Below are 15,591 nucleotides of genomic sequence, written 5' to 3' on the forward strand. Positions count from 1 at the left end.
GCTAATTCGTCGATCTATCGACTTAGAGCAATTCCAGGAAAAGTGTGAAACGGTTTTCCGTCCGGAATTGCAAAAAACAAAGAACTGGAGCGGTTCGGCGTTTCCGTGAAACGCTGAACCGCTCCAGTCCGGCTGAATGTCGTCTGGCAAGGGCCGGCCCGCGGCCTGCCCTGCCCGTCAATGATTTAGAGGCCGAGACCCCCGATGCAGACATATTTGGTGTCGAGATAGTCCTCGATGCCCTGATGTCCGCCTTCCTTGCCGAGGCCCGATTCCTTGACGCCGCCGAACGGCGCTTCCGGCGTGGTGATCAGGCCTTCATTGACGCCGACCATGCCGTATTTCAGGCCTTCCATGACCCGGAAGGCGCGGCCGAGATCGCCGGTGTAGAAATAGGCGGCCAGGCCGAACTCGGTGTCGTTGGCAAGCGCAATGGCTTCCTCTTCGGTCTCGAACTTGAACACCGGGGCGATCGGGCCAAAAATCTCTTCCTTCATGAAGCGCATGTCAGGCTTCGCATCGGCGATGACGGTCGGCTGGAAGAATGAGCCGCCAAGCGCGTGGCGCTTGCCGCCGGCAACGACCTTGCCACCCTTCGACGTGGCGTCGGCGATGAATTCCTCGACCTTCTCGACCGCCTTCACGTCGATCAGCGGTCCCTGCTGCACGCCCTCTTCCAGGCCCGAGCCAACTTTCAGCGCATTGCTGGCAGCGGCCAGCTTCTCGACAAACTTGTCGTAGATGCCGGCCTGCACCAGGAAGCGGTTGGTGCACACGCAGGTCTGGCCTGAATTGCGGTATTTGGCGGTGATGGCGCCGGCGACGGCGCGATCGAGGTCGGCATCGTCGAAGACCAGGAACGGCGCATTGCCGCCGAGTTCCATCGAGACCTTCTTGACGGTGACGGACGACTTCTGAATCAGCAGCTTGCCGATCTCGGTCGAGCCGGTGAAGGTGATCTTCGACACCAGCGGATTGGCGCAGATCTCGTCGCCGATTTCGCCGGCAGCACCCGTCAGGATGTTGATGACGCCCTTTGGGAAGCCGACTTCCTCGGCGAGCGCGCCCCATGCAAGGCCGGAATACGGCGTCTGCGAGGCCGGCTTGACCACGGCGGTGCAGCCGGCGGCAAGCGCGGGGCCAAGCTTGCGGGCAAGCATCGAGGAGGGGAAATTCCACGGCGTGATGGCGGCAATGACGCCGACCGGCTCCTTGGTCACCAGGATGCGGCGATCGCCCCATGGCGATGGCACGACATCGCCATAGGTGCGGCGGCCTTCCTCGGCAAACCACATGATGTAGGCGGCAGCCGAACCGATCTCGCCCTTGGATTCGGCGAGCGACTTGCCCTGCTCGATGGTGAGCAGTTCGGCCAGCACATCCTGATTATCCATCATCGCGTCATGCAGCTTGCGCAACAGCTTCGAGCGCTCCAGCGCGGTCGTCTTGCGCCAGGTCTTGAAGGCTTCGCTTGCGGCTTCGATGGCGCGGCGGGTTTCCGCCTTGCCCGACTTCGGCACGGTGCCGATCTTGAGACCGGTGGCCGGGTTGTTGACGTCGACCGTTTGGCCGCTGTCGGCCTGCACCCATTCGCCATTGATGAGATTGGCCTGGCGCATGAAATGGCTGGTTTTCTGCAGCATGGTCTAGCCTCCGTTCGGCGCACTGACGGGCCGGTTTCCTGGATCTCTTGAACGAGCGTGCACAATGGCGGCGGAGCCGACACGCTGAAGCCACTGCTCTTTACCTAGGGCAAGCCCGGCAAGCAATTGCAAGATGGCATATAGGCTTTGGGCCAGCCCAACGCCAGAGAAAATTCACATGTAAATTAGTTTGGGCCGCAGCCTTGCCAAAGACCAGCCTTGCCAAAGACCAGCCTTACAGAAGACCAAGCCTACCCAAAGACATGCACCACCACCGTCAGCCAAAAGGCGGTTGTAACAACCGCGCTTGCCGTGGCGATGGTCATCTGGTTCGACGCCAGCGCCTGGCCGGTGTTGAACTGCACGGCGATGAGATAGGAATTGATGCCGGACGGCAGCGCCGCCACCACGACCGCCACTTTGGCCGTCAAGGGCGGCAGGCCAAACAGCCAGACCAGGCCGAGCACCAGCGCCGGCATCACGAACAGTTTCAGCGTCGACAGCGTCAGCGCCGGTCGGATGTTACCGGAAATGCCGAAACGGCGCAGGCTGAGCCCCATGGCGAACAGCGCCACCGGCCCGGCGGTGTTAGCCAGCGCATCGGCCAGTCGCATGGCAAGGTTCGGCAGCGGCGCGCCGGTGAGGCGCCATGCCAGCCCGGCCAGGATGCCGATGATCAACGGATTGGTGAACAGTCTTCTCAGAAAGCTCTGGATGATGCGCAGCGGGTGTACGGGCTCGCTGCCGCCGCGGCCAAATATCTCGAACATGATGATCGAAGCCATCATCATGGTCGGCAGATGCACGGAAACGAGCAGCGACAGCACTTCGAATCCGCTGGACCCGAATACGCCGAGAACGAAGGGAATGCCCAGCAACACCACATTCGAGAAGGATGACGACACTCCACCGACGATGCCGGTGCGCGCGTCCCGCCCAAAGATCCGTGTCGTCACCAGATGGCCGGCGGCCCATGTCATTGCAACCGCCGCGAAATAAGCACCCCACAGCGACCAGGGCGCCACGCCGTGGAAATCCGAATTCACCATCGTCCGAAACAGCAGCAGCGGCATCGCGACGTTGATGGCGAATTCGGAGATGCCGTCCCCGCTGGCCGGTTTCAGATAGCCGGTGAGCCCGGTGACATAGCCGAGCGCGACGAGGCTGAAGACGAAAAGAACGGTTTCGGTGAGCGGAGACATTTTTCAGGGATAGGCGAGCCCGGATTCCAGCGCAATCGCCATGATCTTCAGAAACTGATCCTCGATCCGCCCGGCGCCTGAATTTGATCATGGTCGGGTGGCAGCGCTATACAGGCTTGGGATCATCAGGGCGGACACACAGCGAATGGTTGCGACGCCGAAACAGCGTCATTTCAGACAGGCGTGGCTGACGGCTTTCGTCGCCGGGCTGTTTTGCCTTGCCGCGACGGTGCTTGCGGTTGCGGAGACCAAAAGTCTCAAGGGCGTGGCGCTGATCATCGGCCAGTCGAAATACGAACACATCGCAGCCCTTGCCAACCCGGCCAACGACGCCCGCGACATGGCCAAGATGCTGACCGACCTCGGCTTCGACGCCCGCAACGTCACCGATCGCGATGCCGCCAAGCTGAAGCGCGATCTCGATCGGTTTGTCGAGGACGCCGAAGGCGCCGACGTCGCCTTCATCTATTATTCCGGCCACGGCATCGAGGCGGGCGGCGAGAATTATCTGGTGCCGGTCGATGCCGACGTCTCGTCGCTGAAAAATGCCGGTGAGGCGCTGGTGCCGATTTCAGCCGTCATGGACGAGCTGAAAAAGACCGTGCCGGTGACGATCGTGCTGCTTGACGCCTGCCGCACCAACCCGTTTCCGCCGGACGCGGTCGTGCGCCGCGGGCCGACGGCTTCCGCCGAGCCTGTCGGCGCCGGCGGGCTGGAACCGGTGCGCGGCGCCAAGGCGCTTGCCAGTGCCTCAGTGGATGATGCCAGCCTGGGAACCGTGGTCGGCTTCGCCGCCGAGCCGGGCCGACCCGCGCTTGATGGCGCAGCCGGCGAAAACAGCCCCTACGCCGCCGCCCTGCTGCGCCACCTCACCGCGATGAAAGGCACGGAATTCGGCTCGGTCATGCGCATGGTCACCGAGGAGGTCTATCTCGACACCAAGGCAAAGCAGCGCCCCTGGGTCAGCGAGAGTCTGCGTCGCCTGCTCTATTTCGGCGTCGCGCCGCCGGAACCGACCGGCGACGACGGGCTGATCACCGGTGAGCGGCGGCAATTGCTGCTGACCATTTCCGACCTGCCCGATCCCAAACGGGCTCAGGTGGAGTTGGCTTCTCTGCAGGACGGCGTGCCCCTTGACGCGCTCTACGGCGTGCTCAAGGCGCTCGGCACGGAAAAGATCCCTGAGGATCCGAACGACCTGCAGAAGGTGCTGGACAGCCAGGCCGAGCGTCTGAAGAAGATGATGGCCGAGCGCGCCGCCCTGCGCACCGACGATCCCGAGATCAGTCGCCTGGTCGCATCCGCCGACAAGGCCATAGGCCAGGGCGCCATGGTGACGGCGCGCAAATTCCTCGACGACGCGGTCGGCCGGATCGAGGAAAACAGCGGTGCGGTCGACGAGGCCGAGGACCTGCTCCGGCAAAAGCGCATCGCCGACGCCGCCATCTATGCCAAACGCGCCGACGCCGCCGCGCTGGTCTTCGACTACAAATCCGCCGCCAACGACTATGCCAAGGCGTATTCGCTGGTCGAGAAGTGGGACGAAAAGCTGCGCTGGAACTACAAGAACCAGGAGGCCGAGGCGTTGAACGCTCATGGCTACGCCACCGGCGACCTCGATGCGCTGCAGCACTCCATCGAGGCCTATCGCACCATCTTGAACTTCATCCCCAACGGCGAACAGAATCGCGACTGGGCAATCACCCGCAACAACATGGCGGTGGTGCTGCAGACCATTGGAGAGCGCGAAACCGAGACTGCGCATCTCGAAGAAGCAGCGGTGATTTTCCGCGATTCGCTGGTGGTGTTCGAGCGCGAGAAGGACGACCGCAACTGGGCCGCGGCGCAGAACAACCTGGCCAACGTGCTTCTGAAGATCGGCGAACGCGAGAGCGACCCGAAGCGTCTCAATGAAGCGGTGGCGGCGACGCGCGCCACCCTTGAGAAGCGTCCGCGCGACAAGCTGCCGTTGGACTGGGCCGGTTCGCAGAACAATCTAGGCCTCGCGCTCTATGCACTCTCCGAGCGTGAGCATGCCGGCGAGCATCTCACCCAGGCCGAAGCAGCCTACCGGCTGGCGCTTGAGGAATACACACGCGAGAAAGCACCCGTGGAATGGGCGATGGTCGAGAACAATCTCGGCAACACGCTTGTAACGCTTGGCATCCAGCTCAACGACAAGGCGAAGATCAACGAGGCGGCCGACGCGTTTCGCGCCGCGCTGGAAGTGCGAACCCGCGAAACTTTCCCGGTGTCCTGGGCGACCAGCCGCCTCAACCTGGGCAATGCGCTGAGCGGTATCGCCCGCTTCGATATGGGCACGGCTACGCTCGAAGAAGCTGCTGCTGCCTATGACGACGCTCTGACGGTGTTTACCCGCAAGCGCTTCCCGATGGACTGGGCGTCAGCCCAGAACAATCTCGGCTCGATTTATCAGACGCTGGGCCAGCGCACGCGTGATGCGGCCAAGCTGGAACAGTCGGCGGCAGCCTTCCAGGCGGCACGGCAGGTCTATGTCAGGCGGAAGTTCCCGCAGGACTGGGCGATGAGCTACTACAATCTCGGCAACACGCTGCAGCTTCTCGGCGGCGTCACCGACAAGCCCGAGCATTACAGCGAGGCGGTCGACGCCTACGGCAATGCGTTGCGCGAGTACAAGCGCGAGACGAACCCGCGGCAATGGGCAATGGCCCAGGCCGGCCTGGGCTCGACGCTGCACTGGTTGAGCATGAGCAATGGCGATGCCAAGACGCTGCAGGATTCGATTGCGGCGCGGCGAGCCGCGCTCGAAATACTCACCATCGAGGCCGCGCCGGTCGACTGGGCCAACGCTCAAAATGGCATCGGTATGAGCCTGCTCAACCTCGGCAATCTCCAGCGGACCGACAAATATCTCAACGACGCCGAAGCGGCGTTCACGGCGGCGCTGAAGGTGTTTACGCGCGAAAGTCAGCCGCTGCAGTGGGCCTTCGAGCAGAACAATATCGGCGACGTCCACTGGAACCGCGCCAGCTATGGCGCGGGCAAGCCGGAATATCTCAAGGCGATCGAATTCTTCGAGAACGCCAAGCAGGGCTTCACCGAAGCCGGCTACACGATCCCTATCCCGCTCACCGATCAGAAGATCGAGCTGGCGAAGAAGCAAATGGCGAAAATGTGAAGCGAACCGAGGGTTCGCCTTTCGCTTGTCTTTGTGCCGGCTTTCCGATCCCTATATCAGAATGACCGGAGCCGGCATCCGGCTCCCGGAAAGGTTTCGATGATTCGATTTGTGCTGTCGCTGTTCCTGCTTGCTGTTCCCGCCGTCGCCCACGCGACCGACGCCGGCTGGGCGCTGCTGCGTGACGGCGGGCATGTCGTGCTGCTTCGCCACGCACTGGTCACCGGCACCACCGACCCCGCCAATTTCGTCATCGACAACTGTGCCACCCAGGTCAATCTATCGGCGCGCGGCAAGCAGCAGGCGAGCAAGATCGGCGCGCTGTTCGGCGCCCGCGCCGCCCCCATCGAGCGGGTGCTGTCCAGCCGCTATTGCCGCTGCCTCGACACTGCCCGCATCGCCTTCGAAGCGGAGCCGGAGCTTTTTGCGCCGCTCGACCTCCTGAGGAGCGATCCGACCGAGAAGGCCGCGCAGCTCGACGCGGTGATGAAGGAAATCCGCGCCTACACCGGTTCCGACAATCTGGTCATGGTCACGCATCTCGAAAACATCGTCGCGCTGACCGGCGTCTCGCCGCGCGAGGGCGAAGCGGTGGTGGTCGAGCCGCAGGGCGATGGCTTGCGCGTGCTCGGCCGCGTCACGTTCTGAGAAAGCCAGTGGTCAAGCTCCCTAAAAACTGATCTGACGTAACGTCAACTGGAAGGGCCGCCGGCTTGTCGGGCAGCCCTTCTTGTCTTTATGGGAAGGCCATACCATCTGCGCCCCGCGCATCAGGCCTTTTCCTGCCGGGAAAAACCGATTAGACAGCGCCCAAACCAGATGCGGACAGATTCCGCCCGCAACCGAAGGAAGAGCCCTTGTCCACCACGTTCGACAAAGTCGCCAAGATCATTGCCGACACCAGCGAGATCGATATCGACACCATCACTCCCGAGAGCCACACGATCGACGATCTCGGCATCGACAGTCTCGATTTCCTCGATATCGTCTTTGCCATCGACAAGGAATTCGGCATCAAGGTGCCGCTGGAAAAGTGGACCCAGGAAGTCAATGACGGCAAGGCTTCGACCGACGATTACTTCGTCATGAAGAACCTGTGCGCCAAGATCGACGCGCTGGTCGCCGCCAAGACCGCCTGATATCGGCTGGCGCGCGGCCTTGACGGGCTGCGCCGCCTGACCCACAAAGCCGCTCATGAGCAGCCCTCGCGACGTCGTCATCACCGGTATCGGCCTTGTCTCCTCGCTGGGAGAGGGTCCGGATACCCACTGGCAGAAGCTGGCGCAGCCCGGCCTGCAGCCGGTGCTCGAATCCGCGCGCTTTGCGCCCTACACCGTGCATCCCCTGCCGGAGATCGACTGGAACTTGCAGATCGCCAAGCGCGGTGACCAGCGGCAGATGGAAACATGGCAGAGGCTGGGCACCTATGCCGCCGGCATGGCGCTGGACGACGCCGGCATCAAGGGCAATGACGAGCTCTGCACGACCATGGACATGGTTGTCGCTGCCGGCGGCGGCGAGCGAGACGAGGCGGTCGATGCCGCCATCCTCGCAGCGTCCGAGAGCCGCAACGACCGCGACGTGCTGCTCAACGAGAAACTGACCACCGAATTGCGGCCGACGCTTTTCCTGGCCCAGCTCTCCAATCTGCTCGCCGGCAACATCTCCATCGTCCACAAGGTGACGGGATCGTCGAGGACCTTCATGGGCGAGGAAGGTGCTGGCGTCGCCGCCGTCGAGACCGCCGCCGCGCGCATCCGCTCCGGACAGTCGACGCACATACTGGTCGGCGGCGCCTTCCAGACCGAACATTCCGACATGCTGCTCGGTTATGAGCTGGCCGGTTATCTGCATCGCGGCCCATGGAAGCCGGTCTGGCAGAGACAGGGCGCCGAGGGCGGCGGCCTGGTCTCCGGCTCCGGCGGCGCCTTCCTGGTGCTGGAGCAGCGCGAACACGCGCAAAGGCGTGGGCGGAAAATCTATGCCGAGCTCGGACCGGTCGTCTCAGGCCGCGCCCGGCGCTCGCGCGGCGAGCTTGACGCCGAGATCGCGGCATTGCTCAAACAGGCGGCTCTCCCGAACGGCAAGTTGCTGGCCCTGTCGGGCGCATCCGGGGCGCATACCGCAACGTCAGCCGAAAAGTCAGCGCTGGATGCCAATCCGGCGATATCGGCGCGCGGCTTCGCCACGCTGACCGGGCATATGAAGGAAGCGCAGTTTCCATTCGCGGTCGCCCTCGCCGCCCTGGCCGTCGACCGCAAGGCCGCCTACCCCTTATTCGACGCCGCGGCCGAGAAGCCGTTCGAAGGCATTCCCGAAACCGTGCTCGCAACGGCGATCGGCTATCACCAATTCGAGGGCATGGCGCTGGTCAACGCTGCTTGAAGCAGCGCTGCGCGATCGTGCTGCAAAGTTAAGAGGTTCCGGATGGCCAATCTCAGAGATCACATGGGCAGGCCGATCGTCGCCGTCACCGGCATCGGCGTGGTAACGTCGCTCGGCATCGGCAAGGCCGATAACTGGGCGGCACTGACCTCCGGCAAATCGGGCATCCACCCGATCACCCGCTTTCCCGTCGACCACCTCAACACCCGCATCTCCGGCATGGTCGACTTCCTCGACTCAAGCTCGAAAGGCGCCAGCCTGCTGACCTACGAGCTGGCCGAAACCGCAGCGAAGGAGGCGGTGGCCGAATCCGGCCTCGATTCCTCTGATTTTGGCGGGCCTCTGTTCCTCGCCTCGCCGCCGGTCGAACTCGACTGGCAGGATCGCTTCGCGCTCTACAATTCCGACGGCAAAGGCGCCGGCGCCGAAAGGCTGCTCAGGGTGGCGCGCGGGCTGAAGGAAACAGATACGTTCGCAAGCACGCAGTTCGGCGCGATCGCCGACCGGCTGGCCGACCGCTTTGGCACGCGCGGCCTGCCGATCACGCTGTCGACGGCCTGCGCTTCGGGCGCCACCGCCATCCAGCTCGGCGTCGAAGCGATCCGCCGCGGCGAATGCGACCGGGCGCTGTCCATCGGCGCCGACGGTTCGGCAACCGCCGAGGCGCTGATCCGCTTTTCGTTGCTCTCGGCGCTGTCGACCCACAATGACATCCCTGAAAAGGCGTCAAAACCCTTCTCCAAGGACCGCGACGGCTTTGTGCTGGCCGAAGGCTCCGGCGCTCTGGTGCTGGAATCGCTTGAGGCAGCCCTTGCTCGGGGCGCCAGCGTTCTCGGCATCCTGCGCGGCTGCGGTGAAAAGGCCGACGATTTCCATCGCACCCGTTCCAAGCCCGACGGTTCGCCGGCGATCGCAGCAGTCCGCGCAGCCCTTGCCGATGCCGGCTTGAGCAAGGACGAGATCGACTACGTCAACGCTCACGGCACCTCGACACCGGAAAACGACAAGATGGAGCATCTGTCGCTGTCGACCGTGTTCGGCGATCGCATCGGCTCGATGCCGGTCTCGTCCAACAAGTCGATGATCGGCCACACGCTGTCGGCGGCCGGCGCCGTCGAAGCGGCGTTTTCGCTGATGACCATGCGCGAAAGCGTCATTCCGCCGACCATCAACTACGACAATCCCGACCCGGCAATCGTGCTCGACGTGGTGCCCAACAAGAAGCGCAATGCCGAGGTTCGTAGCGTTCTGTCGAACTCGTTCGGCTTCGGCGGCCAGAACACTTGCCTTGTCATGGCGCGGGAACCGGTCTAAGCGACCTTTTTCAGCCAGACTGAACTGACAGGCCCCATGCGCGCACTGCAACTTATCGAGGACCGCCGTCTTGAAACGGTGGACCTGCCGCCCCCGCCGCCCCCCGCATTGGGCGAAGTCACGCTGCGCATCAAGGCGGTGGCGCTGAACCATATCGACGTCTGGGGCTGGCGTGGCATGGCCTTCGCCAAGCGTAAGCTGCCGCTGGTCGTCGGCGCCGAAGCCTCCGGCGAGGTCGAAGCTGTCGGCCCCGGCGTCTCCAGCCTGCTGCCCGGACAATTGCTGTCGATCTACGGCGCGCGCACCTGCGGCCTTTGCCGCGCCTGCCGCGAAGGCCGCGACAATCTCTGCGAACATGTCTCGGGCGTCCACGGCTTCCATCTCGACGGCTTTGCGCAGGAGAAGATCAACCTGCCGGCGCGCCTGCTGGTCCCTGCCCCTCCCGGCGTGACCGATGTCGGCGCTGCCGTCGCCCCTGTCACCTTCGGCACCGTCGAGCACATGCTGTTCGACAATGCCAAGCTGCAGCCCGGCGAAACCATCCTCATCCATGCCGGGGGCTCCGGCATCGGCTCGGCGGCGATCCAGCTGGCCAGGCGCATGGGTTGCACCATCATCACCACGGTCGGCTCCAACGACAAGATCGACAAGGCCAAGGCCCTCGGCGCCGATCACGTCATCAACTACCGCGACGACCGTTTCGAAGGCGTCGTGCGCAAGCTCACCAGGAAGAAGGGCGTCGACGTCGTCTTCGAGCATGTCGGCGCCGACACCTTTGCGGCCTCGATGCTGTGCCTCAAGCGCGGCGGCCGCCTGGTCACCTGCGGCTCGACCTCCGGCGTGTCGACGCAGATCAATCTGATGCAGCTGTTCCAGCAGCAGCTGAAGCTGCTCGGGTCCTTCGGCTGCCGCATGGAGAACATGGCCAACGCCATGCAGAAGATGGCGGCGGGACAGGTAGCACCTGTTATCGACACCGAGGTCGGCTTCGACGGCATCGACGCCGCGTTGAAGCGCATGGAAGGCCGCGACGTGTTCGGCAAGATCATCCTGCGCGTTTCTTAGGACCATGGCCGGCAAGGTGTTCAAGAAAGCCCGCCGGGACTTCATGTTCCGCTATGGCCGAAGACTGCGCCAGATGGAGCACTGGCTGGTGGCGCGCGCGGCGATGACGATCATCTCGCTGCTGCGCCTCTTGCCCGCCGACAAGGCGCTCAATTTCGCCGACGGCGCGGCCCGCCGCATCGGCCCCCGTGTCGGGCGCCACCGCGTCGCCATCGACAATCTGCGCCTTGCCTATCCCGAAAAGAGCGATGTCGAGATCGAGGCCATCGCCTCCGACATGTGGGGCAACATGGCCCGGCTCGCCGCCGAATACATCTTTCTTGACGCGCTCTTCGATTATGATCCGAACGCAGCGACGCCCGGCCGCGTCGAAGTCGGTGGCGCCGACCATTTCCATCAGATAGCTGGCGAGGACAAACCGCATATCCTGTTCACCGGCCATCTCGGCAATTTTGAATTGCTGCCGGTGGCTGCCGCGACGTTCGGCATGAAGATCACGGCGCTGTTTCGTCCGCCGAACAATCCTTACCTCGCCGATTATATCCATTCGACGCGGCGTTCGAGCATGGGCGCCTTGCTGCCGTCTTCGACCGGCGCCTCCTTCGCGTTGGCGTCGATTCTGGAGAAAGGCGGCAATATCGGCGTTTTGGTCGACCAGAAATTCTCCAGCGGACTGGAGACGATCTTCTTTAATCGCCGATGCCAGAGCAATCCGGTTCTGGGCATGCTCGCCCGTCACTATGATTGCGACGTCTATCCGGCGCGATGTGTGCGGCTGCCAGGCAACCGCTTCCGCCTCGAGATCGAGGACAAACTGACCTTGCCGCGCAATGAAAGCGGCAGCGTCGATGTCGCGGCCACCACCCAACTGCTCGCCGACGTGGTCGAGCGCTGGGTGCGCGAGGATCCGGGACAATGGATGTGGTTCCACAAAAGGTGGGAAATCTCGGGCCGGCGTCGGCGCCGGCGCGGACAGGCCAACGCCACCGGCCAGCGGCAGCGTCAATCCTAAGGCGTCGATAGCCTCAGTTCGTAACAACGATCCGCGTATTGCCGAAGCCGACTTCGCGCACCATCGAATAGAACATCGCGGCATTGGCGGTGTGCAGTCGCACGCAGCCATGCGATGCCGGACGCCCCAGCTGCCTGACCGCGCCGGTGCCGTGGATGGCGTAGCCGCCATGGAAGAACACCGAGTAAGGCATTGGCGACATGTGGTATTTTTTCGAATACCACATCCGCGCCGTGCGTTGCGGCCGATAGGTGCCACGCGGCGTGAAATAGCCACTGCGGGCGGTGGACACGCTCCAGCGATAAAGCACCTGGCCGTATTGGCTGACGGTCATCGTCTGCGACGAGACGTCGATGCTGGCCACCAGCGAGGCAGCCCTGCTTTCGATGGACGTGCCGAACAGCATCGCAGCAAAAGCAGCTGCCATGAGAACGATTTTAGTCATGAGATCAAACCCCTTTGATGCCCCTTGCCTGCCCTGTCATCACGCGGTTTTTCATCTTTTTAACGACAGGTGAGTGATCTAACACACACTCCTTGATAAATTCGCCAATCTAAAGCAGCGAATTTGAACGATTTTCCCGCCATAGTTGCCGCTGCGACACGAAGTTTCGGCGCCAGTGGCGCGATGCTTGCAAAACCACCCCCTTGCCTGCTCAAATCCGGGAATGAACGAACGACTCTTCAAAGCGATAGACGCCCGTGTTGATGACCTGGTCGCACTGACCGCCGACCTGATCCGCTTCCCGACCATCAACCCGCCTGGCGAAGCCTATCGCCCCTGCGCCGAATATATCGGTGCGCGCCTAGCCAGGCTTGGCTTCGAAACCGAATTCATCCGCGCCGAAGGCACGCCCGGCGACACCGACCGCTATCCCCGCGTCAATGTCGTCAACCGCTTCGACGGCCGCTCGCCTGGGGCCTGTGTCCATTTCAACTCGCACATCGATGTGGTCGAAGCCGGCGAAGGCTGGAGCGTCGATCCCTTTGCCGGGGTGGTGAAGGACGGCAAGGTCTACGGCCGCGGCGCCTGCGACATGAAAGGGGGCATGGCCGCCTCGATCATCGCGGCGGAAGCCTTCATGGAGGTTTTCCCCGACTTTCCCGGCGCCATCGAAATTTCGGGCACGGTCGATGAGGAGTCCGGCGGCTTCGGCGGCGTCGCGCATCTGGCGAAGCTTGGCTATTTCTCGAAACCCAAGGTCGACCACGTCATCATCCCCGAGCCGCTGAACAAGGACCGCATCTGTCTTGGCCATCGCGGCGTCTGGTGGGCGGAGATCGAGACCAAGGGCGAGATCGCGCATGGCTCGATGCCGTTCCTCGGCGACAATGCCGTGCGCCACATGGGCGCCGTGCTGCAGGCCTTCGAGGATGAACTTTTTCCGGCGCTCGACCGCAAGGTGACGCGCATGCCTGTCGTGCCCGAAGGCGCAAAGCGCTCGACCATGAACATCAACTCGATCCATGGCGGCCAGACCGAGGATTTCCGCCCCGGCCTGCCCTCACCCAACGTGCCCGACGCTTGCCGGCTGACCATCGACCGCCGCTTCCTGCTCGAGGAGGACCTTGCCACGGTCAAGAGCGAGGTGACCGATATCCTCGACCGGCTGAAGCGCGAGCGCAAAAAGTTCGACTACGAGATTCGCGACCTGATGGAGGTGCTGCCGCTGATGACCGAGCGCGATGCGCCAGTGGTCAAGGCGGTGGCGCAAGGCATCATGGCGATCTTCGACCGCGAGCCGGATTATGTCATTTCACCAGGTACTTACGACCAGAAGCACATCGCCCGCATCGGCCACATCTATGATTGCATCGCCTATGGCCCGGGCATTTTGGACCTCGCCCACCGGCCCGACGAATGGGTCGGTATCTCTGACATGGTGGAGTCGGCCAAGGTGATGGCGATCGGGCTGAATGTGCTGCTTAGGGGCACGGCCGCGGACTGAACCATCGACTTCGCTGAAAAAACATTCCTCCCCGCGCCGCTGCAGAGCACGAAACGCAATTTACTCCACCTCGAAATCACGCTTCTATCGTACCAGGGTTCGAGCATTTGGGAGTTGCACGATGAAATTGTGGAAAACCATTCTTGCCGCCGCAGTGCTGGCACTGGCCGGCAGTCAGGCATTTGCCGCACGCACCGACCTGGTGATCGGCATTACGCTCGAGCCGCCACATCTCGATCCGACCGCCGGTGCTGCCGCGGCGATCGACGAAGTGCTCTACGCCAACGTCTTCGAGGGCCTGACCCGCATCGGCCCGAATGGCGAAGTGCTGCCCGACCTTGCCGAGAGCTGGGCCATTTCCGACGATGGCAAGGTCTACACCTTCAAGCTGCGCACCGGCGTCAAATTCCATGACGGCAGCGATTTCGACGCCGGCGACGTGAAGTTCTCCCTCGACCGCGCCCGTGCCGACAATTCCGTAAACGCGCAAAAGGCCCTGTTCGCCGCCATCGATACGGTCGAAGTCGTCGATCCGGCAACGGTCAAGGTGACGCTGAAGAACCCGCAAGGGTCGTTCCTTTACAATCTGGGCTGGGGCGACGCCGTGATCGTGGCGCCCGAGAGCGCCGACACCAACAAGGAAAAGCCCATCGGCACCGGCCCGTTCAAATTCCAGAGCTGGGCCAAGGGCTCGTCGATCACGCTGGTGAAATCGGACACTTACTGGGGCGCCCCGGTGTTCCTCGACAAGGCCGAGTTCCGCATCGTTCCCGACGCCGCTGCCGCCGTGCCGGCGCTGCTCTCGGGCGACATCCAGGCTTTCCCTTTCTTCGATCCCGACAGCGTCGCGCAGGTCAAGGACGATCCGCGCTTCAAGGTGGTGATCGGCTCGACCGAGGGCGAGACCATTTTGGCGATCAACAACAAGAAGCCGCCTTTCGACAAGCTCGAGGTGCGGCAGGCGATTGCCTTCGCGCTCGACCGCAAGGCGATCATCGACGGCGCCTCGGCCGGCCTCGGCGTGCCGATCGGTTCGCACATGTCGCCCGCCAGCAAGGCCTATGTCGACCTCACCGGCCTGTACCCGCACAATGTCGACAAGGCCAAGGAGCTGCTGAAGCAAGCCGGCTTCGAAAACGGCATCAAGGCGACGCTGAAACTGCCGCCGCCTTCCTATGCACGGCTTGGCGGCGAGATCATCGCCTCGCAGCTGCGCGATGTCGGCATCGACCTGGAAATCATTCCGGTCGAATGGGCGCAGTGGCTGGATCAGGTGTTCACCAAGAAGGATTACGACCTGACCATCGTCTCCCACACCGAGCCCAGCGACATCGATATCTATTCGCGCAAGGACTACTACTTCAACTACGACAACCCCGCCTTCGACAAGATCATCGCCGAGCTGAACCTCACCTCCGACGACGCCAAGCGCAACACGCTGCTCGGCGAAGCACAGAAGATCCTGGCCGACGACGCCGTGGTCGGCTTCCTCTATGAACTGCCGAAGGTCGGCGTCTGGGACGCCAAGCTGCAGGGCCTGTGGGAGAATGCGCCGATCCAGGCGAATGATCTGACCAAGGTGAAGTGGACGGATTGAGGCGGCGCCCGACAGGCAACAGTGTGCATTCCTTCACACCCCCCTCTGCCCTGCCGGGCATCTCCCCCGCAAGGGGGGAGATTGGGCTCTCATCTCCGCTTTCGCCTATCGCGAACGTTGAACGCTGGTCGACGACACGGAAACTGCTGATCTCCCCCCTTGCGGGGGGTGAGGAGTGGTCCGCGCAGCGGACGGAAAGCCAACTGCTTGGCTTTCCGAACAACGAACGCCCGAAGCGACAGCGAAGGGCCGGGTCCGGCAGGA

General features: G+C 63.1%; 12 protein-coding genes. 9 read left to right on the plus strand and 3 right to left on the minus strand.

Annotated elements, in window-relative coordinates:
- Nucleotides 1-185 precede the first annotated feature (185 nt).
- Together NKH54_RS27245 and NKH54_RS27250 are read right to left on the minus strand one after the other, a co-directional pair.
- A complete protein-coding gene (locus NKH54_RS27245; protein ID WP_023670445.1) occupies nt 186-1,643 on the minus strand; it encodes an NAD-dependent succinate-semialdehyde dehydrogenase in 1,458 nt (485 codons plus the stop codon).
- A gap of 251 nt (nt 1,644-1,894) precedes the next feature.
- Nucleotides 1,895-2,845, minus strand: a complete 951-nt coding sequence (locus tag NKH54_RS27250) for an AEC family transporter (RefSeq protein WP_353029377.1) — start codon at nt 2,843-2,845, stop codon at nt 1,895-1,897.
- A 145-nt stretch (nt 2,846-2,990) separates the two neighbouring features.
- Here NKH54_RS27250 and NKH54_RS27255 point away from each other — a divergent pair, with 145 nt between their 5' ends.
- From NKH54_RS27255 to NKH54_RS27285, 7 genes are all read left to right on the plus strand, one after another.
- Nucleotides 2,991-6,005: a caspase family protein gene (locus NKH54_RS27255; protein ID WP_353029378.1), complete on the plus strand. Its 3,015-nt coding sequence runs from the start codon at nt 2,991-2,993 to the stop codon at nt 6,003-6,005.
- 99 nt (nt 6,006-6,104) lie between these two features.
- On the plus strand, nt 6,105-6,653 hold the full coding sequence (locus NKH54_RS27260; RefSeq protein ID WP_023670442.1) for a histidine phosphatase family protein: 549 nt from the start codon (nt 6,105-6,107) through the stop codon (nt 6,651-6,653).
- Nucleotides 6,654-6,862: 209 nt separating this feature from the next.
- A complete protein-coding gene (locus NKH54_RS27265) occupies nt 6,863-7,144 on the plus strand; it encodes an acyl carrier protein (protein WP_010909964.1) in 282 nt (93 codons plus the stop codon).
- Between the two features lie 55 nt (nt 7,145-7,199).
- Complete coding sequence (locus NKH54_RS27270) at nt 7,200-8,390, plus strand: beta-ketoacyl-ACP synthase (protein ID WP_353029379.1); 1,191 nt, start codon at nt 7,200-7,202, stop codon at nt 8,388-8,390.
- A 42-nt stretch (nt 8,391-8,432) separates the two neighbouring features.
- On the plus strand, nt 8,433-9,704 hold the full coding sequence (locus tag NKH54_RS27275) for a beta-ketoacyl-ACP synthase (protein ID WP_023825757.1): 1,272 nt from the start codon (nt 8,433-8,435) through the stop codon (nt 9,702-9,704).
- A gap of 36 nt (nt 9,705-9,740) precedes the next feature.
- On the plus strand, nt 9,741-10,769 hold the full coding sequence (locus NKH54_RS27280) for a zinc-binding dehydrogenase (RefSeq protein WP_353029380.1): 1,029 nt from the start codon (nt 9,741-9,743) through the stop codon (nt 10,767-10,769).
- 4 nt (nt 10,770-10,773) lie between these two features.
- The gene (locus NKH54_RS27285; RefSeq protein ID WP_353029381.1) at nt 10,774-11,781 is read left to right on the plus strand and encodes a lipid A biosynthesis lauroyl acyltransferase; all 1,008 of its coding nucleotides are present in this window, start codon (nt 10,774-10,776) and stop codon (nt 11,779-11,781) included.
- A 13-nt stretch (nt 11,782-11,794) separates the two neighbouring features.
- On the opposite strand, the gene NKH54_RS27290 is transcribed toward NKH54_RS27285, so the two are convergent.
- Complete coding sequence (locus tag NKH54_RS27290; RefSeq protein WP_142865151.1) at nt 11,795-12,226, minus strand: L,D-transpeptidase; 432 nt, start codon at nt 12,224-12,226, stop codon at nt 11,795-11,797.
- Between the two features lie 223 nt (nt 12,227-12,449).
- On the opposite strand from NKH54_RS27290, the gene NKH54_RS27295 reads away from it, so the two are divergent.
- Nucleotides 12,450-13,730 (plus strand): acetylornithine deacetylase/succinyl-diaminopimelate desuccinylase family protein, encoded by a 1,281-nt coding sequence (locus NKH54_RS27295; protein WP_353029382.1) that lies wholly within the window; start codon nt 12,450-12,452, stop codon nt 13,728-13,730.
- A 121-nt stretch (nt 13,731-13,851) separates the two neighbouring features.
- Nucleotides 13,852-15,327: an ABC transporter substrate-binding protein gene (locus NKH54_RS27300; protein WP_353029383.1), complete on the plus strand. Its 1,476-nt coding sequence runs from the start codon at nt 13,852-13,854 to the stop codon at nt 15,325-15,327.
- Nucleotides 15,328-15,591 lie beyond the last annotated feature (264 nt).

The sequence above is a fragment of the Mesorhizobium sp. M1004 genome (genome assembly GCF_040318795.1).
GTDB lineage: Bacteria > Pseudomonadota > Alphaproteobacteria > Rhizobiales > Rhizobiaceae > Mesorhizobium.